Genomic DNA, 26,097 nt, shown 5'->3' with positions numbered 1-26,097 from the left:
TGCAAAGAGGTTGCCCGACATGCCAACTCGACGGCAAGCTGCACGACGCTCGAATCGGTTCTGGTGATATCCATTTCCCCTTCTTCAGAGTCAACCAATCAAAGGTTCCGGATACTACTGTCAGTTGAGACGTCCAGTAGCGACGTCGCAGCGCCGAGGCATCTACAGAAGCGGCCGATTGTCGCCGACTGGCAGATATCAGAAACCGGCTGACACCGATAGGCAATGACACCGGAAATGACTTTCGCCTCTGCTATCAGGACCACCGCTGGCCGACGATTCAGGAACAGCCCGAAAATTTCCGTCTCGACTCGAAGGAGATCGGCCGTGAGAATCAACGCCCCTGTAGTTGTCGGCTACGACGGATCGGCGCAATCTCGTCAAGCAGTGTCGTGGGGTGCACACGACGCTGCACTTCGCAGCGCACCTTTGCTTGTAGTGACCACCATGTTCACCCCGTCAAACTACGGTGTTCCGATCGGCATGCCTGCTCTCTACTTCGACGAGCAGAAGACATCGGCGAAAAGACGCTTGGCGGAAGCAACCGAACTGGCGGCTGCCGCAGCGGGAAAGCACGTACTCGACGTCGATGTCGAACTTGCCAACGATCCACCTGTCGTCGTTCTCCGTGAAATTTCCAAAACTGCAGGACTATTGGCTGTAGGAACCCGTGGTCATGGGGAACTTACGGGCGGGCTGGTGGGCTCGGTGAGCTCATCCCTGGTGGTGCACGCACTATGTCCTGTGGTCGTCCTTCGTGGAAACTTTGACGACGACCAAGACACCGACACACGTCCTGTAGTCGTCGGCGTCGACGGAAGTGTGCACAGTGAACCTGCTATCGCCGCAGCCTTCGATGAAGCCTCACTGCGAGGGGTCGATCTCGTCGCGGTACACGCTTGGTCGGATATCGCCCTCGACATTGTTTTCTCGAAGTTCCGGGAAGTCGATTGGGAGGCACGCCACGACACCGAACGCGCCCTCACCGCGGAAAGCCTCGCCGGATACGGTGATCGATACCCCGACGTGCGTGTGACAACAGTGATAGTCAAGGACAAGCCGGGCAAGAATCTGATCGTCCATTCCGGACGCGCACAATTGGTCATTCTCGGTCGCCGTGGGCGCGGCGGATTCAGTGGAATGCTTCTCGGAAGCACCTGCAGGGAGGTTCTCCACGGGGCACAGTGTCCACTGATGATCGTCAACAGTCATCGTTGATCACCGCGAGCCACAGCTCCCGACTTTTGGCACCGATGACGACTGGCAGAAGAAGGTATCGAGTCCTGATCGGACATCTCCTTGATACGGGAGGCGAAAAGGCGAAGCGAAACTGGTCAACCAGGTGACCTTCCGACGTCTCGACGTGGCACAAACCGAAACTTGAAACCCGCGATCGACACAGCAGAAACGATGCTCACCCCCTGTCCGTTCTCGTCAGCATTGCAGGCATTCTCGCGTCAAGGCAGCATCCAAGAGCAACATCCGACACAGTTCAGACACGCCCTGAACACCAACCTGGACCGCGTCTGCTCGGAATGCACTGCGCTGCAGAATCACTGACGGGACCACCCAGTGGCGTACATTGTGAATACCTCTTCCACAGCCGCTCGGGCCGGGTACGGAGAACTCGCTGCGTGCGTTGCAAAGCGATTGGGTCCTTCGCAGGCTTACGAAGACTGCCACGCTTGACTTCAGCCCGTAAAACATACGAGGCTGCTCAGTTCACCCAGGACCGATCGACAGTGCAATGACAGCGCCATTCGGTTCCTCATGCATTGCCGAGCAACCGATCCCACGCTACGGAAGCCTGGGGAGGTTGCCTCAATGGTGCGTTTCATAGTCCGCGAAGCGACGTACTCGACCGGCTCCGAATTCATACTCCACGGCGGGTGCACATCGGGATTCACTCACCCCGTTACCAATGTGAGAAGAATGAGGCTGAAGGATCCGCTTCCAGGCAACCCGGTCAAGTTCGGAAGTTCACACGTCATCGAATCGAGGACAGTTGACCCTACTGACATCACCCGATGAGGAGTGAAATCGGAGATGTCAGCAACCATTTGCATCACAGGAGTCAGCTATGAGCGTTCTTTCCCCCGGAAGCTCCCGCCCGGCAATGCTACCGGCTTGGCCGTCACTTCCCGACTGGTCCGATTTGATGGCCAGATTCGAGGCAATGCCGGCATGGTCTTCGCTCGAAGGCCACATGATTCGCGTCGAAGAACATCTCGAAAAGGGCAGATACATCCTGCGCGCCGAACTCCCCGGAGTAAACCCCGAAAAGGACATCGATATCAGCGTCCGCGACGGCCAACTGACAATCAAGGCAGAACGCACCGAGACGCAGGAGGAGGGCACCCGGTCAGAATTCCACTACGGGAACTTCTTCCGATCGATGTCCTTGCCCACTGGCGCGCAGGAAGATGACATCGATGCAACCTACGACGACGGCATCTTGATGGTGACGGTACCGGTTTCCGAAGCACAATCGCCGGAAAAGCACGTCGAAGTCAAGAAGGCAATTGATAAGGGCAGCAAGAAGAACTGAACGATCAATCCTCTGTCCCTCAGGGCTGGTACACGTCATCGTTCCCGATCTAGGCAAGTAGACCTAAATCAGTGGTCCCCCTGATCGTTGCTCTCTGGCTCGCACAGGCAGCGGCAGCGGCGTGGAGCACCGTCGCCTTCGTGATCGCTACGCTCAGCGCCCTCATACTGGGTGTGTACATGCTGGTCGGCGCGATGACCGGATCGGCGACCATACAGCCCGGGCTGAAAACCACGAATAGAATCTCACTACAAGCCAGCCCTTTTCGGATTCTTCCGGGCTGCCTTCGCCGGGATTCACTGGCGAAAGCCTTTACCCACCAAAGAAACCAACCGATGCGGGCGATACATTGTCCACCGCATTACCCGAGGAGATGTACCACAATGTCATCTACCCACGCACCCATGCACACGCATCCAGACATCGTTGCCCTGCGCGAGCGCTACGATCAGGTGGCCCAGCAACCTACCGCCCAAATCGCCGACGGCATGATGCTGTTGTCCGGACTGTACGGCGCTGCATCCGCGTGGATCGTCGGCTTCGATAACCAAACTGCCCTGACCGTAACGAACCTGATCACCGGTCTGGTTATCGCGGTGCTCTCGGTGGCGTTCGGAACCGCATACGGCCGCAGCCACGGCCTGACGTTCGTTGCACCGTTGCTGGGGGTCTGGTTGATCGCGTCCCCTTGGATCGTGGCTGGCGTCGATACCAGCACGGCGATGATCTGGTCCAATTCGGTTGTCGGAGCACTGGTGTGCCTTCTCGGGCTTGCGACTGCAGCGGTAGGAGTGGGACGGCGCGCGCAACGGCGGGAATCGCATGACCAATGACCCGAACGCTATTGCCTCCGACAAACAGATATCCGGTCACGTCGAATGGTTCAACCAGGAGAGCGGGTTCGGTTTCATCGCACCTGACGGCGCAGGCCCCAGCGTCTTCGTGCACCATTCCGAGATAGCAGGAAGCGGTTTCCGCACGCTTGATGAGGGAGAGCCTGTTACTTACGACCTCGACGTGACTACACACCCGCCCCAGGCCCGCAATGTCCACAAGAATTCGCGTACCCGGTGCACACGCGCCGAAATGACGTGAACATCGTTGCGAACCAATATCGTCCGGTGCATCGTCAGGCAGAGGAGTGAGTCGAATTATGAGCAGTTCCACCAAAACAGCTGCGGGCCGACCAGAACAGGTCTTTCGGAATCGTCGAGAAGCAGGTCGTATGCTCGGGGAACTACTGACGGCTTACCGCGGCGATCCGGATGTTGTCGTCCTCGGCCTCGCACGCGGAGGCGTTCCCGTGGCATGGGAAGTAGCGGCAGCGTTGGACGCTCCTCTCGATGCGTTTGTCGTGCGCAAACTCGGTATCCCGGGGCACGCCGAATATGCCATGGGAGCCCTCGCCAGCGGCGGGTCCGTGGTCCTCAACGACGACCTTCTCCGTGACCTCGCCATCTCCTCGGCGCAACTGAGCGAAGTCGTGGTCCACGAAGGCCGCGAACTGGCACGCCGCGAAGCTGTGTACCGGGAGAATCGGCCGCCACCCGAAGTCGCGGGCAAGACAGTGATTCTTGTCGACGACGGTCTCGCCACAGGCGCCAGCATTTTCGCCGCGGTCGACTCGATCCGTCGACAGGAGCCTGCGCGGATCGTAGTCGCGGTGCCAGCGGCACCGGAATCGACGTGCCGCGAACTCGGCGCAATGGTCGACGACATGGTGTGTGCGACAATGCCCTTTCCGTTCCGTGCGGTCGGCGCCTCGTTCTGGGATTTCAGCCAGGTGACGGACGAGGAAGTATGCACATTACTGCGAACCTCGACCCACGGGCAGAACACAGATAGCGCCAGGATTCACAACTTCACTTCGGCTGCGGGAACTATTCGAGTTGCCAGCGAAAGCGCGCCAGATGGTGTTCCGCCTCGCGACGTTCTACTCGATCTTGTCGGTGATGCACGCGTAGTGTTGATCGGCGAAAGTTCACACGGCACTCACGAGTTCTACGCTGCACGTGCCGAGATGACACGAATCCTGATCGAGGACAGGGGTTTCAATGCTGTCGCTGCGGAAGCCGACTGGCCCGATGCTTACCGAATCAACCGATATGTTCGCGGGCAGGGGCAGGACACTTCGGCGGAGCAGTCACTGCGCGGCTTTGAGCGATTCCCCGCCTGGATGTGGCGCAATACGGAGGTACTCGACTTCGTTGCCTGGCTACGCGAGCATAACGCGGCCAGCGCAGCAGTCGACGGTCGCCAGGTAGGGTTCTACGGACTCGATCTCTACAGCATGCACCGATCCATCCAGGAAGTGATCGAATACCTCGAACGCGTGGATCCGGATGCGGCACGGCGCGCTCGTGATCGATATTCCTGCTTTGACCAGGTGGCAACAGAGGACGGTCAGTCTTACGGCTACGCAGCAGCTTTCGGCGCCGGCGAATCGTGTGAGACAGAGGTCGTCGAGCAGCTGAAGGATCTTCAGCAACATGCCATCGCCTACGTTGACCAAGACGGCATCGCCCCGGAGGACGAACAGTTCTACGCCGAGCGCAACGCGACCACGGTGCGTGATGCAGAAGAGTACTACCGCACCATGTTCCGAGCCAGGGTCTCATCATGGAACATACGCGACCGCCACATGGTCGACACCCTCGATGCGTTGGTCAAGCACCTCGACATTAGGGAAGAACCGCCATCGCGTGTGGTGGTGTGGGCCCACAACTCGCATGTCGGCGATGCCCGTGCAACCGAGGTGGGAGCGCACGGCGAGCTGACGGTCGGGCAACTGGTCCGCGAACGATATCCTGACACCTGTCGTCTGATCGGCTTCAGTACGTATGAAGGGACTGTCACTGCCGCCGGCGAATGGGGAGGACCGGCCGAACGGAAAGTCGTCCGCCCGGCGTTGCCCAGTAGCGTCGAGGAACTTTTCCACGAGGTCGGCCGAGGTTCATTCCTCATCCGCACCCACTACGGGCCTGCTGCCGACACACTGCGGACTGCACGTCTGGAACGTGCTATCGGTGTGATCTACCGTCCCGAAACGGAAAGACAAAGCCACTACTTCCACGCCAGGTTGTCCGACCAATTCGACGCGGTGGTGCACGTCGATACGACAAGGGCCCTTGAACCGCTCGACCGCACAAGTTTGTGGATTGAAGGAGAACGTCCGGAAACCTATCCCTTTGCACTGTAATTCTTTACGCCGTGCGGGCCGGACATCTACCACTGTCACTGACTTTATGCGAGAACTACTGCGATGGTCGCGGTGTCGATGTCGAACGAGAACTGGCGGGGAAAGAAGACAGGATTCGGGAGGTAGTTCGGGCCCTGTTCCACGGATCTTTTAAATACCGCGGCCCGGTCTGGTTCGCCGAGGCGCGCAACTGAATCCTCCCGACATCACCACCGCGAGGCCAGCACCACCGCGAGGCCAGATTGGGTGTAGACGGACGTACGCGATCGAGCTGTGGGAAGACCACGGCACCGATTTTCGTCCAGTATCCCTCGGGTGGGAGTGGTGAAGTACTCGTCGTGGCGCTGGTGAAGGTAGAACCAGCCCCGTATGATGCGGCGATCAGCCTAACCACTCCGATCAGCGATAAGACACCCCGCCGACGAGCACGACCATTTTGCGCCAGTGTTCACTGATCCGCCCTTCAACAAGGCATTCCCATACGGTGCCCATCCGCTGGCAGCGAGATGCGTTTGACCAGGTCCGCCTGGTGGTCACCGGCCTCCCCGCAATCGAGCGCCACAGCGCGGCGCTCGGTCGAAACGGTCATGAGGACAGCGGTGAGAGAACTGGCGGAGGAACCGATAGTTTTCGATCTTGCTCGAGATGCATCGGATACACCTACAAGCGAAGGCACCGTAAACCGGGGAAGGGGACGAGATGCAATCTCAGGACGGTATGCGAGTGGAAACGTAGTCGGTGATATTTGCCAGCGTAACTAGTGCGGCATAGTCGGACTCCGGAATATCGACTCCGAGCCTCGAGTGCAGTCGGACAAGGAAGTTCAGCCAGTCCATCGAATCTAGATCCACTTGACTGCGAAGGGATTGATCGCGGACTAGGTCGTTCTCGTCGACTTCGGGTGCGATGTCTTGTAGTGCAGCGATCACGGAAGCCTCGATGTCGGATACGTTCACATTCAGCTCCTTCTACAAATCTTGCGGATGTTGCATCAGTTCACGGATCGCGGCCAGGAACAAAGCTCCACGGTGACCGTCGGAGGCTCTGTGGTCCGCTGCCAGCGAAGAGGTGACCACCTTTCGAACACACAGTTTTCCGTTGTCGACCCACGGCCGCTCCGCAATCTGCCCGAATCCGACGAGCGCCACCTGCGGCGGATAGATGACTCCGAGGACCGCTTGGACGCTTCGCTCGCCCAGATTCGTCACCGTCACGGTCGGATCCGACATCTCGGAACTGCGCATCGATCCAGCACGTGCGCGAGCCACCAGATCCGTCAGCTCGGTCATCAGTTGCCCAAGAGGCTTTTCAGCCGTGTCGTGTATTGCCGGGGCAACCAGGCCGCCGTGGCGCAGAGAGATCGCAACACCCACGTGCACGGATTTGCTCGGGCTGAACTCGCCGTCCTTCCAGAATCCGTTTATCTCGGGGAAGCGTTGTGCTGCAAGTGCAACGGCCTTGAGTTGCAGTACGGCCATCAACAGACGCCCAGTCACCGGTTGACCGGCATTTTCACGTTCGAGCCACTCGGCAGCTGCGTCCAGAGGAATTTGGTCGGTCAAGTAGTAGTGCGGAATCTCACGCTTGGACCGACTCATCGATGCTGCGATAGCCCGGCGCATCTCCTTGGCCTTATCGACAGGTACGACCTCGTCTTGTCTTGACGTGTTCGACCGCGCGGCATTGAGTACGTCGTTCAGCGTCACCGACGAGAGCGGTCCTGTTCCCTCGAGCGAGGCGGTGTCAATGCCGAGTTTCTCCGCTTCTCTGCGCGCCACCGGGGATACCCGAATTCGCCGGTGCGGTTCCGCTCTGCCCTGCAAGGATGTCGACTCCGCAGTCGCGTCAGGAGCGGACTCGCCTGGTTCGAGGAGCCGTGCCATCGCAGTCCCCACCGATACGCTGGTCCCGGGTTCGACCAGCAACTGATACATCGTTCCCTTCCGCCAGATTTCCACGTCCACTGCGGCTTTCACGGTGTCCACCGTTGCGACGGCTTGACCGCGCTCGACTTCGTCTCCCGGCTTGACCAGCCAGTCGGTCAATGTGCCCTCCTCCATATCGGAGCCCAGGGAAGGCAGTACGAAATCAAACATAAGGGTTCCTCACGTCACCGGTCGCCTGTCACGTTCCACGCCGTGGACACGATCGTCTCCATCTGAGGGATGGCAGCCTGCTCGAGGTGTCTCGAGTACGGCACCGGAACTTCCGCGCTGCACACTCGACGCGGTGGCGCGTCGAGTTCGTAGAACGCCGTCTCCACAATCCGAGTCATGACTTCAGCTGCCAGACTTCCACTGCGCCAACCTTCGTCGACGACGACAGCTCGATGTGTCTTGCTCACAGATGATGTGATCGCTTCTGTATCGAGTGGTCGTAAGACGCGGAGGTCGAGCACCTCGGCGTCCAGGCCCTCCTTTGACAGCACTTCTGCCGCAGCCAGGGTTTTCGGCATGGAGCCGCCGTAACTGATCAGGGTGATGTCCTTGCCGACCCGACGGACCGTCGCGGACTCGATGTCGACGGGTTGCGGCCAGTCGATGTCGTCGACGGTGTTGTAGAGCCCGACGTGCTCGAAGATAATCACCGGATCCGGATCCGCGATGGCTTGGGCAAGCATGCCGCGTGCGTCGGTAACGGTTGCGGGAGCCAGCACGCGAATTCCGGGGATGTGGGCATACCAATTCTCGAGGCTGTGGGAGTGCTGAGCCGCGAGTTGTCGACCGGCACCGGTCGCCATCCGGACAACTACCGGAACCGAGAATTGTCCCCCGGACATGTGCCGTATCGATGCAGCGGTGTTCACGATCTGGTCAAGTGCCAGCAAGCTGAAATTTACCGTCATGATTTCGACGATCGGTCGCATCCCGCCGATTGCCGCGCCGATCCCGACACCGACGAATCCCAGCTCCGACAGTGGCGTGTCTCGGATACGGTCGGGTCCGAATTCGGCAAGCAGTCCCTTCGAAACCGCGTAAGTGCCTCCGTAGCAACCGATGTCCTCCCCCATCAAAAAAACACGACCGTCTGCCGACATCGCTTCGCGGATCGCCTCCCGCATCGCCTCGCGGTAGCTTGTCTTCATTAGTTCTCCTTTGCTGCATCCACGGGAGTCAATACATCTCGCAGGAGGTCCTCGGGAGCCTCACAGGTTCCGGCTTCAGCGAATGCGACGGCGGCTTCGACCTCGGCAGCTACTACATCGTCGATCCGAAGGAATTCCGCTTCGGTGAAGAGGCCCAGGCCTTTGAGCCTCGCGGAGAAGGTGTGAATCGGTCCACGTTCCTTCCAAGCGTCCACTTCCGCTTTGTCCCGATACAGTTCCGGGTCGAACATCGAATGAGCACGAAAGCGGTATGTCTGAAACTCTACGAAGTGCGGCCCCCCGGTTCCACGCACATGGGCTGCACCCGCCCGCGCGGCTTCGAGGCTCGCAATCACGTCCATCCCGTCGGCCCGCAGTGTCGGGACGTCGAAGGAAGCTGCCTTGACGCACAAGTCTGTCTGAGACTCGGACCGAGCCAGCGCGGTACCCATCGCGTACAGGTTGTTCTCACAACAGAACAGCACCGGAAGTCGCCACAGGGAAGCCAGGTTCATCGATTCGTGGAAGGCACCCTCGGCCATGGCTCCTTCTCCGAAAAAGCATGCGGTAATGCTCTCTCGTCCCTGCATCTTGTCCGCCATCGCCAACCCGACCGCCAGTGGGATGCCACCGGCGACGATAGCGTTGCCACCGTAAAAATGTGTCGTCGCGTCGAACAGGTGCATCGATCCGCCTCTACCCCGCGAGCAGCCCTCACGTTTTCCGAACATTTCCGCCATGATGGCGTTCATGGACACCCCGTGAATGAGTGCGTGTCCATGTTCGCGGTAGGTGGCGACAACTGAATCACCGGGCAGCAAGGCGTGCAATGCGCCGACTGCTACGGCTTCCTCTCCAACGTACAAGTGCAGGAATCCTCGAATCTTCCCCGCTCCGTACAGTTCTGCGGCCTTTTCCTCGAGACGGCGGATACGAAGCATGTCGGTGAGAAGTTCGACCGCGAAAGCCTTGTCGTAGGGAAAATTGTTCACGGTCATCCGCCGACCTCCAGTGTCGATATGTCGCCCTCCGGCAGTCCGAGCTCTCGGGCCTTCAACAACCGCCGCATAATCTTTCCGCTACGTGTGTGTGGCAACGCGTCGACGAATTCGATCTCTTTGGGTGCGACTGCGGCTCCGAGTCTCTTTCGTGCATACCCGAGCAGTTGACGACGAAGCACATCGTCGGGGTTCCAGCCACTCTTGACCGAGACGAAAGCCTTCACCACCTCGCCGACGGTCGCGTCGGGCTTGCCGATCACCCCAGCTTCAGCAACCGCCGGATGCTCGGTGAGGACGTTCTCGACCTCGAACGGCCCGATGAGGTGGCCTGCCGATTTGATGACGTCATCGGCGCGGCCGACGAACCAGAAGTAGCCGTCGGCATCACGTTTGGCGAGATCACCGGTCAGATACCAATCACCCGAGAAGCAGGTACCGTAGCGCTCTTCGTTGTGTAGGTACCCGCGGAACATGGCCGGCCACCCTCGTCGTAGCGCGAGTTCGCCCTCGGTGTCAGGCACGTCGACGACCGAGACCGTACCGTCGGGGGATCGGGTGGCGATACCGGCCTCGACACCGGGCAGCGGGCGCCCCATCGACCCTGGTTTGATGGCGAATCCTGGAGTGTTGGCGATCATGATCCCGCCGGTTTCGGTCTGCCACCAGTTGTCGTGGATCGGATGCCCGAGTACATCTCGGCCCCACAGAACTGCATCGGGGTTGAGAGGTTCGCCGACGCTTGCGATGAATCGCAGTGTGGGAAAGGAAAACTCGCGGGCAAGTTCCGAGCCGCATTTCATCAGCATACGAATCGCGGTGGGGGCGGTGTACCAGACCGTCACCTTCAATTGTTCGAGGATGCGGTACCACCGCTCGGCGTTGAACTCTTCGGTGTCTACGACGGAAGTGACACCGTGTAGCAGCGGGGTGATGACGCCGTACGACGTCCCGGTTACCCAGCCTGGGTCGGCGCTGCACCAGTACATGTCAGTCGAGTGCAGATCAAGCGCGTAGCGTCCGGTCGCGAAATGCGTTGCGACAGCGCCATGGACATGAATGGCGCCCTTAGGTGTGCCCGTGGTTCCGCTGGTGAAATGAAGCAGGGCAATGTCGTCAACGGTTGTCGGTGTGATCTCTGCATCGTCGTCGACTTCCGACATCGCGGTCTTCAAGTCGATTGTCCCTGCAAGGTCGGTAGGCGTATCACCTGCGCCGATCAACAGCACGTGGCGCAGCGTCGGAAGATCGGCACGCATCTTCTCCACACGTTGGCGGTACAGACGTTCAGTGGTGACAAGCACGCGGGCACCGCCGAGCCTGATACGGGTCGCGAGAGGTTCCGGACCGAATGCGGAGAACATCGGCGAAACGATGCATCCGTTGCGCAGTGCCCCGAAGAACACGGTATACAACTCCGGGATGCGTCCCATGTAGAGGAACACCGGATCGCCCTTGACGACCCCGAGTTTCCGGAGGAGGTTGGTGAAGGTCCTCGACCGTCGGGCTAGTTCGCCGAAACTGATGTCACTGACCGTCAAAGTAGTCGACGCCCCCGGCGGACCGACGATCCGGAAGGCTGTCTCGTCCCGCAAGGGCCCGTCAGCGTTCCGGTCGACGGCATAGTGGGCGATGTTGCATCCGCCCGGACATCGACCGAGTTCACGATTGATCTCGTTCCAGGAGAAGCGCTTTCGTTCGCCTTCGTAGTCCGTGAAGTTCGGTGGACAATCGACGTCGAGTGAACTGTCGATGATATCCATAGGTTGCCCCGTCGGTTCGGCGTAGTGCGTGTCGATCGTTTAGGTTCACTTCCAGCGTCGCCTCTGCGCTACCACGCGGATAGGGGCTTAGGACCGTAGCGGGACTCTGAACTGCCATTGCGGCCCGAAATCCATGGCGCTCGGACGTATCCACGACGAAATCGACTACGGCCGGGTTACGATTCGGCGCCTCCAAACACGCGCCGACTGCTTCGTAGCCTGCCATGGTCAGTCCTCGTCGAACGATGTCGACTCATGGAAGCCCAGATCGTTTTGACTGTCGATCTGACCGACCGTTGCCCCGGAACGAATCGAGTCACATACCAGTAGCGACGAAGCAACGACGCAACGCAAGACGCTGCAGTGCATTGACCGAGAACAGTCCACCAGCGGGCACAACATGCAAACACTACGCCGACGAACCGTTTCATTGCCCACCGCAAAGAGATACGACGACAGGCAAAACGAAACCCCGGCCGAAGAAGTGCACTGACCGAGGCTTCGCCAGAACGTCATTCGCATTGAGCACACAACACGAAGACCTGTATTCCATTCGGACTCCGCCCCCTCATGGCTGAACCCGCACCCCAGCGTAGAACCAGACATCGCGCCCGAACAGCCTTATTACGCGGCAGGTGACCAAAGACCTCCCACCGCTAGTCCCCTGCCATACCGCGGGCACAGAAATCGCCACGTGTCCTCGCCACGCAGACTGTGCCGGTGTGGCCGACTTCCACTGACGAGCGGACGCTAGCAGCGAATAACAGCAGCAGCTCGACCACTCCAGACTTCCACTGCCCCGGTGGCGCCGAATCCGGGGCCGATCCCGTCCGCGTGGTTCGGCATGCTCCAGCGCGCGTGTATTTGTCGAGAAATGCGTCGCCAGTTCAGCAAATCCTGCCCAGAACTGCGGGGCGGCGCCCCTGTCCTGGGTGACCTCCCATCCGCAGCCACTACAGCTGCCTCTCCGACTGCACGGACAGCATCGCCGGATCACGAGTTGGCCCGTACGGCAAGTCCGACGTTTGGTGAAATGACCGAAGCCCTCTCATTTGAGCATCTCTCGTAGACCTGTGGCCCTACAGTCCCGCAACGTCGAGGTCGACACTGACAGAAGGACAATCCCGGGAGACTGCAATGATCGACAGCTATATGACACCGGTTCGGTGGTGGCGCCTGAGGCCGTGGTCCAAGAACCCGCTCATGCGGCGCAGCGACCGGATCGAATCCGTCATTGTCCTTGTCGTCGCGGTGATGGTGTTGGTGCTGGTGCCGCTCGCCGGTGCCGTCGGCACCGCAGCCCACGCCCGGTTGACCGACCAATCCCGCTCGGCCGCCGCCAGCGGGCGGCAAGTCCAGGCGCTACTGCTCGAGAATCCCCGTCCCCCGGTAGCGGAAGCTCCAACCCGAGCCCCAACTGGACGCGACCAGGTTCGCGCCCAATGGGAGGTCGACGGCACCGAGCGCTCCGGCCTCGTCGACACCGACGTAGGCGCCGAGGCCGGGCAGACCGTCACAGTCTGGATCGACACACGCGGCAACTACATGCGGGCCCCGAACACCGGAACCGAGAACGCGATCGAGGCCATCAGCGTGGCATTCGCCTTCCTGATGCTCGGAACAACGGCGGGCGGACTGCTGTTGCTCGGGATCCGCTACCTGCTCGCGGTATACCGACGATCGGGGTGGCAACGGGAATGGCAAAGTCTCGAACGCACACCAGGACGGCCTGTGAACTGACTCGAGACGTTGGATCGGGCCACCACTGATCTTGCGTGGGGAGTGACACGACCCTGCCCGGTCTCGCGCCCGCCGGATACTGACAAGACGCGCTACCGCCTGTCCACACCGCCGACGCGGGGAGCGCGGAGCACTTCCCAGGCTCCCGCGTCTAGCAGAGTTGATTCAGACCAACAGACCAACGTGATCGTCGCACTCGATCGTCGCACTCGTCCGAGGAGCACATTGTATGCATCCGACGCGGGTCCTGCCCTTACATTCAGAGTCTTCCCTTTCGGATGGCTCTGCCTGAGATTCCGTCCTGCGGCATCTCGGGGGTTTGCGGGCACAACTCTCGGTGAGAAGCCAATTCGAGGTCGAAGTGCACGGTCACCCCGTCGCGGCGCAACGCGCCGGTCCAGCCCTGTTCGGTGATGACCGCGAGCATGAGAGTGTTCTCGGCAAGAATTTCCGCGGTCAGGTGCGCCACCCCATGAAGGTACGCGGCCTTCCCCAAATGCCGCACCAGCTGTGTGCCGATACCGTGCCGCTGTTCATGACCGGTAACGACGAGTGCCATTTCGGCGCTGATGTTCCCGGGAGTGGTGTCGGTGACAACATAATTGGCGACACCGACAAGATGAGCGCCCTCGAAAGCACCGAGCGCGAAGTGTGCGTAGTCCTGTCGGCAGAGTTGGTCCGCGAACTCGTCGAGATGCTTCGGGCGCGGCGTGAAAAAACGCAGGTGGGAGTCGGCGGCGGACAGCTGCTCGTGCAGGTGCATCACCGAGTCACGATCATCGACAGTGAGGATGCGAGTGGTGACTCCCGGGATCGCTGTATCGTTCGCCGAGACGGACACCACCCCGGCGAGCACGCCCGGCTCATGAGTCCGGTCGGGTTCATTCGGTGGTGGCCGGGGTGGGCAGATCATCGTAGGGCACCGGCTGCGGTGGAACAGGTACTGGCTTACCGACTCCGCGCCCTCAACGGCTGGGATCCGCCGCCCGTGGGTTCCGATGACCACCAGCTGTGCGCCCGCTGCCCGCTCTGTCAGTACCTGCCGAGGTGATCCGGGTTCGACGGACGCGGTGACGGCGACGCCCGGGAAAGCGCGGCGGGGTACGGACAGGATGTCGTCGAGGGTGTCGTGCTCCGCGCCAGGGCCGGGACCTGTGTTCTGCTCGGGTGCCGGTGGAGTGGGTCGGGCGCGTACGGCGGCCAGTGGAGCGCCGAACAGGTCCGCGTATTCGAACGCTGCCATCGCTGCCGCGGCGCTGTCGGTGGCATGGTCGACAGCGAGGATCACAGGCCGCTGGTCGGGCCGCTGTCCGTGTTGTCCCCGCCAGATGACGATCGGGCAGGCGGTGTGTTCAGTGAGGGTGCCGGCCCGTGAGCTCGCCGCCAGGACGTCAGTGTTCCCTGCATCGGGATGCCCGAGGACGACTATCCGCGCATCTTGTCCTACGGTGGCGAGTGCGTGCGAGGTGGAGGGATCGATCTGTTTGCCGTCGACTTCCTCGATCAGTGCACCGCTGACGTCGAGATCGGGGAATCGGCTGTGTACGACCGCGACTGCATCGTCGACGACTGCGGTTGGAGTCGAATACGGTGCACTGGCATCCGGATGGTGGATGATGTCCGCCCACTTGTGCTCGCGGGCCGCAATGTGGACGATCCGCAGCGGGCAGTGCAGGCGTTCGGCAAGGGCTGCGGACCACAAGGCGGCGTCGTGCCCGATAGGCGGTTGGTCCACGGTGACCACGATCGGGTCGTGTTCGTGTGCAAGCATGAGTTTCCTCGATGTCGGAGGCGGGCTACGCCGCCCCTCATCGTCTCCGGAGCCACGCGGGTGAGGCAATGGACACCGGCGCTGTGCTTGGCTCCCGTCTCTTTCGTCAACGAGTCCCGGGCCTGGGGTGGTCAGTGCGCCGTGGCACGGTCTATCTCGTAGATCATCAACTCACCATCGGTGGAGGACACGGAAAGCCATCCCCCGCGATCTCCGAGACTTCTGCGGAAGCCCCTGTCGGCCTTCCCTGCTATGGGGTCAGGGTGGGAGGGCTTGGGGGCGCAGATGGCCTCGCCGAACGCATCGAATGCGTGATCGGGAAGGTGACGGGCGATGTCGACCTCGCTGATCATGCCCACCAGACGGTGATCGTCGAGAACGGGCAGGCGACGAATCTGGTGTACTTCCATCACGGTGACGCCCTGTTCGACACTCGCCCCGGAATCAAGCTGGTATGTATTGCCCTGCGCGAGATCGGTAGCGGTCATCGTGGCCGGGTCCAGCCCAGCGACAACGCATTTGACGACGATATCCCGGCCGGTGACGATGCCGTGGAGGCGATCGTTGTCACCGCATATCGGCCGCGCCGCGACGTCCAACTCCCGCATGCCCTGTGCGGTGGCGAGGGTGTCGTGTTCACCGATGCAGGTTGCGCCGGTGTGCATGATCTCACATGCTGCGGTCACGAGTGATAATCTCCAGAAGTCATTGAAACAGAATGGGATTCACAATCAGCAGCCCGACCCGTTCAGCGGCCCCGGGTTCCGGTCACCGCGGTGGCCAGCAGGTAGCAACCCGCCACGACGGCGGCCAGCGCAGCAATCACGAAGGCGACGATGTTCCAGGCGCCGATCGCGGCGAGCATGAGCCACATGGCCACGATCATCGCGACGATCATCTTCGGCATGTCGGCCTCGCATGTTGGGAGTGTGTCGAATTCAGTCCGCCGGGACCAAGAACCAGCAGGCACGGCGGCTTCCGTGGCCTGGACGTTCCCGTGCCCGGCACAAGTCAGTGGTGGCCGTTGCCGGCCGCAGTCTTCGTGATCTCGATGCGCTTCTCCGAGGTCGAGGATTCGGCGACCGGCATCGTCACGGTCAAGATCCCGTCGGTGTAGGCGGCGTTGATGTCGTCTTCCTTCGCGCCGACTGGTAGCGGCATGGATCGGTAGAAGCTGCCGTAACGAAACTCCGACCGGGTTCCTTCCTGGTGTTGTTCGGCACGCTCGGCTTTGATGGTCAACTGTCCGTCCCGAACACTGATGTTCACGTCCTTCTCCGGGTCGACCCCCGGTAGCTCGGCGCGTAAGGTGTACCGACCCTTGTCAAGGTGCTCCTCGACGCGGATCATGTGCCCTTCGAGCGAGATCCACGGCGGCATCGACTCGAATCGAGCCATCAGGTCCGACCAATCGGGCAGTGTCGGCCACGTCGACGACTGCCGGGGGCGGCGATGGGACAAAATATTCATAGAAGGCTCCAAACGAAGAGTTCTGGTTGGTGACCTTTCGATTCCACACCGCATACACAACCTCGAGTAGGGTCGACGGTCATCGTTCGGACGACCGTCGGACGTATCGAGACGCGTGTCCGGGCAGCGACACACGAACATCCCACCGACTCGATCCGGCACTCGACCGGGATCACGGCCTGCACACGGCGGTCGAGATCGGGGACCGCCCCATCGTGGGCATCGGTGATCACTAAAGCGTTGTGGGGTGGTACCCGAAGTCACCATGCTCTGCACAACACCGTTCATCGCTGACCGAGTAGTCATCAACTAGCCCCCTCGCGCTTGGGCCCCTGAAGGTTTCGCAATCGAGGCCGAACGCCTCTACGCGATATCTCCCGACGTCGTCACTGTGAAGGAAGCACGAATCCGATCACCCCACAGAAGGACAATCGCAATGAGTCCCGCACCCTCGACCAGTAATGACCACGACATCCAGGCCGCTGTCCAAGACGAGCTCTCCTGGACTCCAGCGGTGGACTCCGCCGGCATCGGGGTAGCAGTTGACGACGGCACTGTCTCCCTCTCCGGTGAGGTCGACAAGTACTCGACACGCCTGGCCGCCACACGCGCGGCGCTACGTGTGCGCGGGGTCACCGCTGTTGTCGACGACTTGTCGATACATCCGAACGCCACAGAATCCGTCTCCGAAACCGACATCGCCAAAGCCGTCGAACACGCCCTGACATGGGCCTCCAACGTCCCCAACACCGTCAAAGCGAGGATCGACAACCACAATGTCACCCTGCAAGGTGAAGTGAAATGGGACTTTCAACGGCAAGCTGCTAAACGGGCCGTCGAGCATCTACGCGGCGTCAACTCCGTCGCCAACACCGTCACTATCAGCGAAAAACCGTCTGCTCCCGATGCCGAACGCCGCATCGCGCAGGCATTGATTCGCAACGCACAACTGGACGCGACAGCCATCGATGCCACAGTCTCCGGTAACACGGTCACACTCACCGGCACCGTCCGCTCGTGGGCGGAAAAGCACCAAGCCGAGCTGGCGGCGTGGGGATCACCCCACGTGACCGAGGTCGACAACCAGATCACCATCCGCCTCTGAACACTTCCAAACGATAGCGGCCACAGACACACATAGCGCTGAGCGGTAAACGCTCGACCATTTCGATGAGTCGCGCTGAACAGTCTGTCACGTAGTGACTTTCACCCCCGCCCACAATCTACGTGGTCCAGCATCGCGGCGCGGCAAGACCACTCGCCCGGCGCAGCAACGTCGGTGTTGGCGCAAATCCGAGCGATTCCCGGCCCAACCTCATCGGAAAGCAGCGGCACCCGCCCAGTCCTTGCTCGAGTCCTGAGCGAACGAATTTCCGCCACCGCTCCCCCACTTCCACTTCCACTTCCACTTCCACTTCCACTTCCACTTCCACGAAACTGTCGACCATAACAACCGCTCCGCTCTCAGCGCTCAGCGCAGCCGGACCCGATATGGCAAGAGTCCGGTCCGGAACGAACTCGGCATTGGCCGACTCCAAACACATCGATAACCTTGCTCCCCGTTCGCACGACGACGCACCGCTCACCGCCCAGATTCTCTCTCGATCGCTCAACGATCGTCTCGAGCACACGTAAGAAATCGAAGTCCGTGGCGAGAAGAAGAATCACCTCGGCAAAGCTCAATAATATTGAGGGGGAATCTATTCTAAGATCTGATAGCCGTGCCTCTACTATCCGGCACCGAAGTCCAGTCTCCTGTGCAGAGATCGAGCGAACACTTGCATTCCTGATGATTCTCAGCGACATGGAACCCTTACGCAATGCCCGAACACGAGGCTGCCGCACGTCGTCCGTCGCGGAAGACGCTGGACGTTGCACGTCCGACCAATAATAAGGCCGACTGCTAAAAGCCCGAAGGGCTTCGGATCGACAAGCCGGGCCGCAGGACCACACGGGTCGTCATCCACAGGATGTTTCGCTCGCGGTTCCTCGTTCCGCCCTGAAGAAGACACCCCGGTTCAGACGCCCCAGAACTCGCGGATCCAATCGCAGGACTTAGTGCTCGACCAGCGACCGGGTCCTGGGTCTCATCGTGCCGCCCGCACACGCGCCGCGACTTCTAAGACCTCGTCGATCGACAAGGACTGTGCGCCGGGGACTTTCGCTCGGTCATCGTACCGACGCAGCCGAACGGCCGAAGGCCACCACGGGTGCGAGACCCAAGCATCGTCGACAACCGGACCGCCTTGCTCATTCAAGGTCACGATTGATTCGAGCGACAGCATCTTCGCGTATCCGTGATCAGTAGCCATCAGGTAGCGCTTTGCCGCGACGTGTGCGCCGGCCAGCCAGCCCACCCGCCGGCCGAACCGGGGGGTGAGCCACTCACGGGCAATCCGATCGTGAGGCGCGTCCGTACCGGCCCCTATCAGTGGACTGCGCGCCAAATCATGCAAAGCGGACGCCAACACCAATTCGTCGTCGGCACAATCGACCATAGCGTGATGAGCCGCCTGCAACGCATGGTCGAGTTCGTCGACCACCTCGCCATCGAAAACACTTCGCAGCGAATGCAGAAGTGCAGCAGTCTCTTCGAGCACGAAAGTGTCGTCCATGATTGTCACGCTAATAGCAGCGACCGGTCCACCCCAAATCGTTCACTTTGCGTTCTCCGCTCATCGTTTTGCTGTTTCACTCAAGTACAGGCGAGTGGTCACCGCGATCAGATTCAAATCGACAACACGCTAGCCAGTCGCTGGGCGGGAACCGAAAATTCGACATGAACGACCTGTTCACCGTTCAACGCGATGAACGCGCCCACAACCTCGTGTCCGAAGGCAACGCCCTCGACGCCGCCTGCTGCATCAACACCGACCTCCAGCAAACAACCCGGCAACGGATTCGGCGCCTCCCCCGAATAGCGGCGAGCGCAGCGGGGAATGCACCGGTCTGGGCGACGGCCGGTGGAGCGCGGCACCCCGCTTGCCGACCGGGAGTGTGGTCTCGCCGCGCCGCAGTCCTGATCGCTCCTAGTCGTTCATGAACCAACCACGAACCTGCGCCTCATGGTCGATATATCGCTCGCCCGAAACATCGACGACGACCTTGTCGATGGTGCCGCCGGTGAAGGGAAACGGCGAAGTGTAGTCCGGCGTCACCGGAGATGCGCTATCACGTCCGACACAGATGCCGTCGCCGACGAGGCAGAACACTCCGGGTTGAGTGACGATCTCCCCGGCGGCCACCTCCTTGTCGTCGAGGAAGAGAGTCAAGGTCCCGGCGAAGCCTGGCATGGACGAATCCGAGCTTTTCTCGCGCATGGCGAATTCTGCAGTACAGACGTGGGATCCGGGCATGATGTCGCGGTCTGCTACCAATTGCTGTAGATGGGTGCCCAACCAGTTGAAGGCGTAGTGGAGTCGGCGGTCCTTGACGTAGAGACTGTGCCCGCCGGCGACGCCGCCGTGGGCATAGACGACACCCTCCGCTTCCGCTGTGTCCACATGGAGCCCGGCCGCGATCGTGTACGAACGTCCGACGATCGATACACCGGCGGACTCGGGAACGTCCGCCGAGTTCGGGTAGTACTCGTAGTGGTTGCGACTCTTACCGGGGCGCGGGCGATCAGCGAGGACCTGTTCGAGGGCGCTGCGGTCATCGAGCGGCAACCCTCGATAGAGGCCGGCGTAGTAGAACCACAGGTCCTTCAACTTCTGCAGACGTTCGGGTTCGGCAGCCGCAAGATCGTGAACTTGAGCGCGATCATCGGTGAGGTCGAACAACTCCCACGCGTCATCGTCGAAGTGGCCCCACCCGGACAGCGGAGGATGGACGGAGCAAGCCAACCATCCCTGGTGATAAATCGAACGCTGGCCCAGCATGGTGTAAAACTGTGTATCTCTTCCGCTGGCATCGGGGTCGGTTAACGATGCCGCAAAACTCTGACCCTCGATCGGGCTCTGCGTGTATCCCTTGAGCACCTCGGGCGGTTCGATTCCGATGAGCTCGTAGAGCGTCGGGACGACGTCGACAGCGTGGATGTACTGGGCCAGTGGCTCGCTGTGGGGTTCGAACTTTCGCGGCCACGCAAGCAGACACATGTCGGCGATGCCGCCCTCATAGCCTGCCCAACGCTTCCAGTACGGGAACGGGGTGTCGAGCGCCCACGCCCAACCCGTGTTGTAGTGGTTGTATGAGGCAGGGGTGCCCAATTCGTCGATGTGCGAAAGTGTTCCCTCAGTGGAATCGGGGACCCCATTGAAAAATCGCCATTCGTTGAAAGATCCGTTCGGGCCGCCTTCGCCGCTGGCGCCGTTGTCGGAAATCACGATGACGATCGTGTTATCGAGCTCCCCGGAGCTTTCCAGGAAGTCGATCACTCGACCGAGCTGATCGTCGGTGTAGGAAATGTAGCCGGCGAACACCTCCGCCATCCGCACGAACAGCCGCTGTTCCTCGGCGGTCAGCGAATTCCACGGCCGGACCGTGTCCAGTAGCGGCCACGGTTGCCCGTCAGGCCCGGTGGTGGCGGGCTCCCCGTGCGGGTTGATCGGCGACAGTTCGGTGTTCTCAGGGAGTAGCCCGAGGTCCTTCTGCCGCTGGAGGATCTCGGCACGGATCGACTCGTAGCCCTGATCGAAGATGCCCTTGTACCGGTCCGCCCACTCGGTGAAGACATGGTGCGGCGCGTGCCCCGCCTGCGGAGCGAGATACATGAAGAACGGTTTGTCGGGATCGATCGATTTGGCATCACGGATGAACTCGATCGACTTGTCCGCCAAGTCCTTCGACAAGTGATATCCGTCCTCTGGTGTCCCCGGAGGGTCGATCGGATGGTTGTCGTACACCAGATCGGGAAACCAGCTGCTCGACTCCCCGCCGAGGAAACCGTAGAAACGTTCGAACCCTCGGCCGAGCGGCCATCGCGTCTTGACTGCCGACAGGTTCATCTCCTCACCCGGAGTGAGATGCCACTTCCCGACGCAATATGTGTTCCACCCCCGTTCGGCCAGTACCTCGGAGATGAACCCGTTCTCGAAGGGAATGTGAGTTGAGATCCCCGGAAACCCTGCACTCAGCTCAGCAACCGTGGCCATGCCGTTGGTAGTGGCATTGCGACCGGTCAACAAGGAGGCGCGAGTGGGGGAGCACAACGCCGTGGTGTGAAAGTTCGAGTAGCGTGCACCCATCTCCGCGATCCTGCGCATAGTGGGCGTTTGAACCGGACCACCGAAAACATCCATGGTGCCGTATCCCACGTCGTCCCACGCGATGAGCAAAATGTTTGGTGCGTCTTCGGGAGCTCGATCCGGCAAGTACGGATCCCAGTCCGGAACAGAGTCTCGAATGTCGACCGAAATCTTCCCCTTGTACGCTCTCGCCATAACGTCGCTCCTGATCTCGGGCCGCTCCCCTGCCGTCACCCCTGGCGAGGATGCCTCACGTCTCTTCAGATGTGAGGTACCCGTTCTCAGCACGCGGTACCCGTCAAGACCTCGCCTTGCGGTCGGCCGAGTCGGCAGCTGTGTCGATCTGGACCGATGATCGGGACCCATGCGCTCCCGACGCGAGTTGACGGCGAGAGGGAACCCGGAGCTTCCGCCCGATCTCGTGTTCCGACGCATTCTGCCCACGTTGCTTGAAACATCGGATTCTGAGCGTGAACGCTTCGATAACCAAACATGCACGGCCACGGCGAGCGAGACTGAACATTTCGGACTGGTCAAATTCATTGACGCTGAGTTCGATGGGGATCCATTCGTGTCGTGGAGGGTGAAAAGAATCGGATCCATGTCCGGCGTCTCCGATGGCGCGGAACTGCCTCCCCTCGCTCGGCGACCTCCGGATGACGATCCTGATATTTCTCCGCGACAACAGCGGTGAGACCACCCGGGAAATCCTCGCTACCCTCGACTCGGGTCGAGATTTGATGCATGGCTTCCAATGTCAACATCCCCCAGCCGAGATAGAGTGTTTCCAGTCGAACAAACGCTGCGATTACCCGCGTCACCAACGCCCATTCGGGGAAGCCGACCAGTTCAAGAGTTCGTTTTGCGTTCTACCCCAAAGAGATTCGCTCAAGGCATTGTCATAGCCATCGCCGATCGATCCCATCGACACGACCAGCCTTGAGTCGCGCGTCCGGATGAACGCCCAGGACGTAAATTGCACTCCGCGGTCCGAGTGAATGAGAGAGCCGGGGTCGGGCCCTATTTGAGATGACGGTTCCCAGAGAAATTCGTCATCAAACGTCGCTGCCTTCGAACTGTCGCTTGACCACCCGACGAACCTCCTCGAAAACGTGGCCTTTGACAACGGCGCAGTAGGTCCTTCGTTCGCGTTCCTGGGTCCAAGGTGTGGAATATTCGGCGATATCCGTGAGCCACAACTTGTTCGGCTCGTCACGAGTGAGTTTACGGTCCACGAGATCGCACGCGGCCGAGGGTCTCCTTGGGACGTGCCCGCCTGCTTCCCGGAAGTGCTTCCACACCAGTAGCTCTCATCAGCAATTCGATGCAGCCGTGCCCAACAGCACTACCGTGACCAAGAGTGAGTTCAGTGTGGATACGCCGCGCACCACGTCAGCGCGGCAAATCGCGGTGAAAGCATTCTAAGGGCGGCCGCCTTCACACTCGTGGAAACCGGACTCCGATATCAACCGTTCTCCGCGAATCCTTTCCAACCGAGCTGGAAATCGCCCGAAGTGGCATGTCCGCATGCAGGCTGCGGTGCAGCGACACGTCGACCGCGCGGGCCCAAGACTGTCGTACTGCTGACGAATGCTCCCGACGGGATGGTACAGAAGGTGTTCTTGCTGCCTGACGTGCCGGGGCAAGGGTGTGACCGTCTTCGGCAAATCAGGTCCAGACGAGATCGACCGGCAACCGTTCGGCGGCCTGCCAGTCCGGCATCCAGCGGACGATGTCGACTTCGGTGACAGTGACTTTGGTGACAGTATCAAATGGGCATGGACCGCTCTGGGAGCAGTCGAGCTACATACGCTCAGGTCGCGTTCCTGCGCAAGAGACCACCTACGCCTACGACTAGGATGGGACCGAATCGTGATTCACCGCAACGGGATTGAACTGCACAATTAAGCGGCGTCGATCCCCTGTCGAGTGCGCTGCCCGACAGGTCCAACCGCCTCGAAAGCATCGGCGATCCCGCGTGACTAGGCCTGTGCAGATATTTACGAGTACTTGCGACCGAAAATTGGATCTTCTATCAAACACTTTTGCACTGCAGCATCTTGAAGACACGTAGATAGCCGTTCACTACCCGGAAATATCGCGGCGCCTGAACCCCCATAGCGCGACGAGGACTGTGAGCGTCACCGTGCCGGCGGAGACCAGGATGGCCGGCACCGACAATCCGGTACGGAGCGGATCGTGCCCGGCATACTGATAGAAGGGGGAAATCTTTTGCCATGGCTCGAGCCAGGACACGATCTGGCCGAGTCCATTGACAATGTATGCGAGTACTGCCGCGACAGCGGGCACTGCACGGCTGACGACGGCGCGTCCCGTCAATGTCCCGAGAGCGGCTGCGAAAGTCCCGTAGACAAGCGCGAGCAGAGACAGGTGCACCATCGTCGCGGCGACGTTTCCGACAGGCAGCACCATGTCGGCCACACGCCCTTCACAGACTAAGGCCACTCCGGTCACAGCCCCGAGAAGGGCGATCCCGATCGTCATGGCCACGAACTTCTCGACGAAGATCCGACCCCGACTGATCGGGCTGGACAACAGCAGGTCCAGAGTACGACGCTCCTCTTCTCCCGCGACCGCCGCGGCACCAGTCGCTACCGCGTAGATCAGAAGCAACATCGGACCCATGAACGCCAGCAATTCCACCTGGATGTACCCGACCGGTGTGGACATGTCCGCGCCCGACATCACGAATAGTGCCTGCATCGCCTTCGGCATCTGTTCGATGAAACCACTGATCGAGGGTTGATCGCGTACGCTCGGCCAGATCGCGACGTACATAGCGACCAGCAGTGACAATCCCACCGCCCAGGCCGGCAGTGATCGCCGCTGATCCCACAGCGTCTTGGTGAGGACGCTTCGCATCCACACCGCCCTGGTGAAGGCAGTATGCGCGCTCACGAGTTCCCCGATCCGTACAGTGCAATGAACGTCTCGTCGAGACTCGCTTCCGCGCATTCGAAGTCGACAAGGGTATACCGCCCGACGTGTTTGATCAGCGTATCCAGCGCGGATTGTGTTGCGCTGCAACGAAGTGTCGTGCCGTCGACCGCTATGTCGCGGAGGCCATCGAGATGCTGGAAGTCAGCGGCGTCGACTGAGTCCACGAACTTGGCGACGACGTGATGCAGAGACTTTTCCTGCAGATCCTCGAGCTTCTCGACAGCCACCAGATGGCCCTCCCGCAGGACACCGACCCGGTCAGCGATCCTTTGAACTTCGCTCAGGACGTGCGAGGACAACAGCACCGTGCCTCCACGTGCGGTATGTTCGCGAAGAATCGAGTAGAACTCCAGCTGGACGAGCGGATCCAAACCACCAGTCGGCTCGTCGAGGATCAACAGATCCGGTCTACTCATGAGGGCCAGTACCAGGGCGAGCTTCTGCCGATTACCCTTCGAGAGCGCACGCACAGGTTTGTCGAGCTGCAGGTCCAACCGACTCGCCAATGTGTCCCCGTGCTTCCGGTCGCGGTCCCCCCGCAGATGCTGCACGTAGTCGATATGCTGGCGGCCGGTCATTCTCGGATATTGCGCCAGCTCACCAGGGACGTACCCGACTCGACGATGAACCGCCACTGCAGCCGACCAAGCATCGATTCCGAACAGCTCCGCTGCCCCCGCGGTGGGGCGCAGCATGCCCATCAATAGTCGTAGGGTTGTGGACTTGCCGGCACCGTTGGGGCCAAGGTATCCGAAAACTTCACCCCGCTCGATACGCAAATCGACATCACAGAGCGCAACCAGACGACCGTACGATTTTGTCAGCCGGTCGGTTCGAACCACCACATCGAAAGCGGAGGGCATGCTTCGACGATCTCAGCCGTCGACAAACGGTGCTAGTGTCTTTCGGCCCTGCGATGGAAGGACGTGACTGTCGTCGAGTTCGTCAGGCGCGGCCAGGGCTGGGCGATCATCGCCGGTTGGGCGAATTCGGCCCTCCGCCACTCTGCTCGATTGCGACGACACCGTTCACACCTCACAGTTCCTCGAGATGTCGAGCGAGGTGGAAAGCGGTGCATGCGATCTCATGGTTCTCAAACCTCCGGTTGGGCCCTCCAATTCCGGCCTTACGCCGACGAACGCTGGTGGATACTCGCACCGAGTTTGCTCGCGGCAGCAGCACTCACCTGATCGGCATACGATTGCAGTGTTGATTGGGGCACTGGTCTGATTGCGGAACCTGAGGGACCGACTCCGGCATCGCGAAGTCGCAGCGGTACTTTCGGATTGACGTGGCGAATGCAGCGCGGGACGAGCCACCTTCTACCTGCAACGTCCCAAGACGACGGCCGACGAGATCGACGCAAAGCGTGA

The 26,097-nt window shown here is 60.6% G+C and carries 19 protein-coding genes and 1 pseudogene; 7 read left to right on the top strand and 13 right to left on the bottom strand.

Going from position 1 to position 26,097, the window contains the following annotated elements; all coding sequences use genetic code 11:
• The first annotated feature begins 327 nt into the window (after window positions 1-327).
• The 5 genes from G9U53_RS25060 (at window position 328) to G9U53_RS25040 (ending at window position 5,747) form a co-directional block, all read left to right on the top strand.
• On the top strand, window positions 328-1,218 hold the full coding sequence (locus G9U53_RS25060; RefSeq protein WP_347570827.1) for a universal stress protein: 891 nt from the start codon (window positions 328-330) through the stop codon (window positions 1,216-1,218).
• Between the two features lie 862 nt (window positions 1,219-2,080).
• On the top strand, window positions 2,081-2,548 hold the full coding sequence (locus G9U53_RS25055; protein ID WP_165639369.1) for an Hsp20/alpha crystallin family protein: 468 nt from the start codon (window positions 2,081-2,083) through the stop codon (window positions 2,546-2,548).
• Between the two features lie 404 nt (window positions 2,549-2,952).
• Entirely contained in the window at window positions 2,953-3,381 is a 429-nt protein-coding gene (locus G9U53_RS25050; RefSeq protein WP_165639574.1) for an SPW repeat protein, read from the top strand.
• Window positions 3,371-3,643, top strand: coding sequence for a cold shock domain-containing protein (locus tag G9U53_RS25045; protein ID WP_165639368.1), 273 nt, complete (start codon window positions 3,371-3,373; stop codon window positions 3,641-3,643). The genes G9U53_RS25050 and G9U53_RS25045 overlap by 11 nt, the downstream gene beginning before the upstream one ends.
• A gap of 58 nt (window positions 3,644-3,701) precedes the next feature.
• Window positions 3,702-5,747: an erythromycin esterase family protein gene (locus G9U53_RS25040; RefSeq protein ID WP_165639367.1), complete on the top strand. Its 2,046-nt coding sequence runs from the start codon at window positions 3,702-3,704 to the stop codon at window positions 5,745-5,747.
• 707 nt (window positions 5,748-6,454) lie between these two features.
• Here the strand turns inward: G9U53_RS25040 and G9U53_RS25035 are convergent.
• Genes G9U53_RS25035 through acsA form a run of 5 tightly spaced genes read right to left on the bottom strand, consistent with a single transcriptional unit; the run spans window position 6,455 to window position 11,593 of the window.
• Window positions 6,455-6,703, bottom strand: a complete 249-nt coding sequence (locus tag G9U53_RS25035) for an acyl carrier protein (RefSeq protein ID WP_165639366.1) — start codon at window positions 6,701-6,703, stop codon at window positions 6,455-6,457.
• Between the two features lie 12 nt (window positions 6,704-6,715).
• The gene (locus G9U53_RS25030) at window positions 6,716-7,843 is read right to left on the bottom strand and encodes a dihydrolipoamide acetyltransferase family protein (RefSeq protein WP_165639365.1); all 1,128 of its coding nucleotides are present in this window, start codon (window positions 7,841-7,843) and stop codon (window positions 6,716-6,718) included.
• A gap of 14 nt (window positions 7,844-7,857) precedes the next feature.
• Complete coding sequence (locus tag G9U53_RS25025) at window positions 7,858-8,832, bottom strand: alpha-ketoacid dehydrogenase subunit beta (protein WP_165639364.1); 975 nt, start codon at window positions 8,830-8,832, stop codon at window positions 7,858-7,860.
• Window positions 8,832-9,830 carry a pyruvate dehydrogenase (acetyl-transferring) E1 component subunit alpha gene (pdhA, locus tag G9U53_RS25020; protein ID WP_165639363.1) on the bottom strand — a complete coding sequence of 333 codons (999 nt, stop codon included), beginning with the start codon at window positions 9,828-9,830 and terminating at the stop codon, window positions 8,832-8,834. The genes G9U53_RS25025 and pdhA overlap by 1 nt, the downstream gene beginning before the upstream one ends.
• Window positions 9,827-11,593, bottom strand: a complete 1,767-nt coding sequence (acsA, locus tag G9U53_RS25015) for an acetate--CoA ligase (RefSeq protein ID WP_165639362.1) — start codon at window positions 11,591-11,593, stop codon at window positions 9,827-9,829. Before acsA ends, pdhA begins: the two co-directional genes overlap by 4 nt.
• 1,137 nt (window positions 11,594-12,730) lie before the next feature.
• Here acsA and G9U53_RS25010 point away from each other — a divergent pair.
• The gene (locus tag G9U53_RS25010; protein WP_165639361.1) at window positions 12,731-13,333 is read left to right on the top strand and encodes a hypothetical protein; all 603 of its coding nucleotides are present in this window, start codon (window positions 12,731-12,733) and stop codon (window positions 13,331-13,333) included.
• 259 nt (window positions 13,334-13,592) lie between these two features.
• On the opposite strand, the gene G9U53_RS25005 is transcribed toward G9U53_RS25010, so the two are convergent.
• The 4 genes and pseudogenes from G9U53_RS25005 to G9U53_RS24990 all read right to left on the bottom strand — a co-directional run bounded on the left by G9U53_RS25005 (window position 13,593) and on the right by G9U53_RS24990 (window position 16,574).
• Window positions 13,593-15,104, bottom strand: coding sequence for a GNAT family N-acetyltransferase (locus G9U53_RS25005; protein WP_165639360.1), 1,512 nt, complete (start codon window positions 15,102-15,104; stop codon window positions 13,593-13,595).
• 263 nt (window positions 15,105-15,367) lie between these two features.
• Window positions 15,368-15,790 (bottom strand): annotated as a pseudogene (locus tag G9U53_RS25000) (CBS domain-containing protein); the annotation flags it as partial.
• Window positions 15,791-15,852: 62 nt separating this feature from the next.
• On the bottom strand, window positions 15,853-16,011 hold the full coding sequence (locus G9U53_RS24995) for a hypothetical protein (RefSeq protein WP_165639358.1): 159 nt from the start codon (window positions 16,009-16,011) through the stop codon (window positions 15,853-15,855).
• A gap of 104 nt (window positions 16,012-16,115) precedes the next feature.
• A complete protein-coding gene (locus G9U53_RS24990; protein WP_165639357.1) occupies window positions 16,116-16,574 on the bottom strand; it encodes an Hsp20/alpha crystallin family protein in 459 nt (152 codons plus the stop codon).
• 436 nt (window positions 16,575-17,010) lie between these two features.
• Here G9U53_RS24990 and G9U53_RS24985 point away from each other — a divergent pair, with 436 nt between their 5' ends.
• Window positions 17,011-17,679: a BON domain-containing protein gene (locus tag G9U53_RS24985; protein WP_165639356.1), complete on the top strand. Its 669-nt coding sequence runs from the start codon at window positions 17,011-17,013 to the stop codon at window positions 17,677-17,679.
• A gap of 982 nt (window positions 17,680-18,661) precedes the next feature.
• Here the strand turns inward: G9U53_RS24985 and G9U53_RS24980 are convergent.
• The 4 genes from G9U53_RS24980 to G9U53_RS24965 all read right to left on the bottom strand — a co-directional run bounded on the left by G9U53_RS24980 (window position 18,662) and on the right by G9U53_RS24965 (window position 25,587).
• A complete protein-coding gene (locus G9U53_RS24980; RefSeq protein WP_207624578.1) occupies window positions 18,662-19,189 on the bottom strand; it encodes an HD family phosphohydrolase in 528 nt (175 codons plus the stop codon).
• Window positions 19,190-19,603: 414 nt separating this feature from the next.
• Entirely contained in the window at window positions 19,604-21,958 is a 2,355-nt protein-coding gene (locus G9U53_RS24975) for an arylsulfatase (RefSeq protein WP_165639355.1), read from the bottom strand.
• Window positions 21,959-23,848: 1,890 nt separating this feature from the next.
• Window positions 23,849-24,682: an ABC transporter permease subunit gene (locus tag G9U53_RS24970; RefSeq protein WP_347570826.1), complete on the bottom strand. Its 834-nt coding sequence runs from the start codon at window positions 24,680-24,682 to the stop codon at window positions 23,849-23,851.
• Window positions 24,679-25,587: an ABC transporter ATP-binding protein gene (locus G9U53_RS24965; RefSeq protein WP_165639354.1), complete on the bottom strand. Its 909-nt coding sequence runs from the start codon at window positions 25,585-25,587 to the stop codon at window positions 24,679-24,681. The genes G9U53_RS24970 and G9U53_RS24965 overlap by 4 nt, the downstream gene beginning before the upstream one ends.
• Window positions 25,588-26,097 lie beyond the last annotated feature (510 nt).

Source organism: Rhodococcus sp. D-46 (assembly GCF_011290655.1).
Taxonomy (GTDB): Bacteria; Actinomycetota; Actinomycetes; order Mycobacteriales; family Mycobacteriaceae; genus Rhodococcus_F; species Rhodococcus_F qingshengii.
This window is presented reverse-complemented; position numbering and strand designations above follow the sequence as displayed.

What these genes read in the sequence shown, in the direction of transcription:
- G9U53_RS25005 (WP_165639360.1), bottom strand. Translation starts at nt 15,104, where the DNA reads ATGCTTGCACACGAACACGACCCGATCGTGGTCACCGTGGACCAACCG.
- G9U53_RS24965 (WP_165639354.1), bottom strand. Translation starts at nt 25,587, where the DNA reads ATGCCCTCCGCTTTCGATGTGGTGGTTCGAACCGACCGGCTGACAAAA.
- G9U53_RS24990 (WP_165639357.1), bottom strand. Translation starts at nt 16,574, where the DNA reads ATGAATATTTTGTCCCATCGCCGCCCCCGGCAGTCGTCGACGTGGCCG.
- G9U53_RS24985 (WP_165639356.1), top strand. Translation starts at nt 17,011, where the DNA reads ATGAGTCCCGCACCCTCGACCAGTAATGACCACGACATCCAGGCCGCT.
- G9U53_RS25025 (WP_165639364.1), bottom strand. Translation starts at nt 8,832, where the DNA reads ATGAAGACAAGCTACCGCGAGGCGATGCGGGAGGCGATCCGCGAAGCG.
- G9U53_RS25050 (WP_165639574.1), top strand. Translation starts at nt 2,953, where the DNA reads ATGCACACGCATCCAGACATCGTTGCCCTGCGCGAGCGCTACGATCAG.
- G9U53_RS25010 (WP_165639361.1), top strand. Translation starts at nt 12,731, where the DNA reads ATGATCGACAGCTATATGACACCGGTTCGGTGGTGGCGCCTGAGGCCG.
- G9U53_RS24975 (WP_165639355.1), bottom strand. Translation starts at nt 21,958, where the DNA reads ATGGCGAGAGCGTACAAGGGGAAGATTTCGGTCGACATTCGAGACTCT.
- pdhA (WP_165639363.1), bottom strand. Translation starts at nt 9,830, where the DNA reads ATGACCGTGAACAATTTTCCCTACGACAAGGCTTTCGCGGTCGAACTT.
- G9U53_RS24995 (WP_165639358.1), bottom strand. Translation starts at nt 16,011, where the DNA reads ATGCCGAAGATGATCGTCGCGATGATCGTGGCCATGTGGCTCATGCTC.
- acsA (WP_165639362.1), bottom strand. Translation starts at nt 11,593, where the DNA reads ATGGATATCATCGACAGTTCACTCGACGTCGATTGTCCACCGAACTTC.
- G9U53_RS25030 (WP_165639365.1), bottom strand. Translation starts at nt 7,843, where the DNA reads ATGTTTGATTTCGTACTGCCTTCCCTGGGCTCCGATATGGAGGAGGGC.
- G9U53_RS24980 (WP_207624578.1), bottom strand. Translation starts at nt 19,189, where the DNA reads ATGGACGACACTTTCGTGCTCGAAGAGACTGCTGCACTTCTGCATTCG.
- G9U53_RS25055 (WP_165639369.1), top strand. Translation starts at nt 2,081, where the DNA reads ATGAGCGTTCTTTCCCCCGGAAGCTCCCGCCCGGCAATGCTACCGGCT.
- G9U53_RS25045 (WP_165639368.1), top strand. Translation starts at nt 3,371, where the DNA reads ATGACCAATGACCCGAACGCTATTGCCTCCGACAAACAGATATCCGGT.
- G9U53_RS25040 (WP_165639367.1), top strand. Translation starts at nt 3,702, where the DNA reads ATGAGCAGTTCCACCAAAACAGCTGCGGGCCGACCAGAACAGGTCTTT.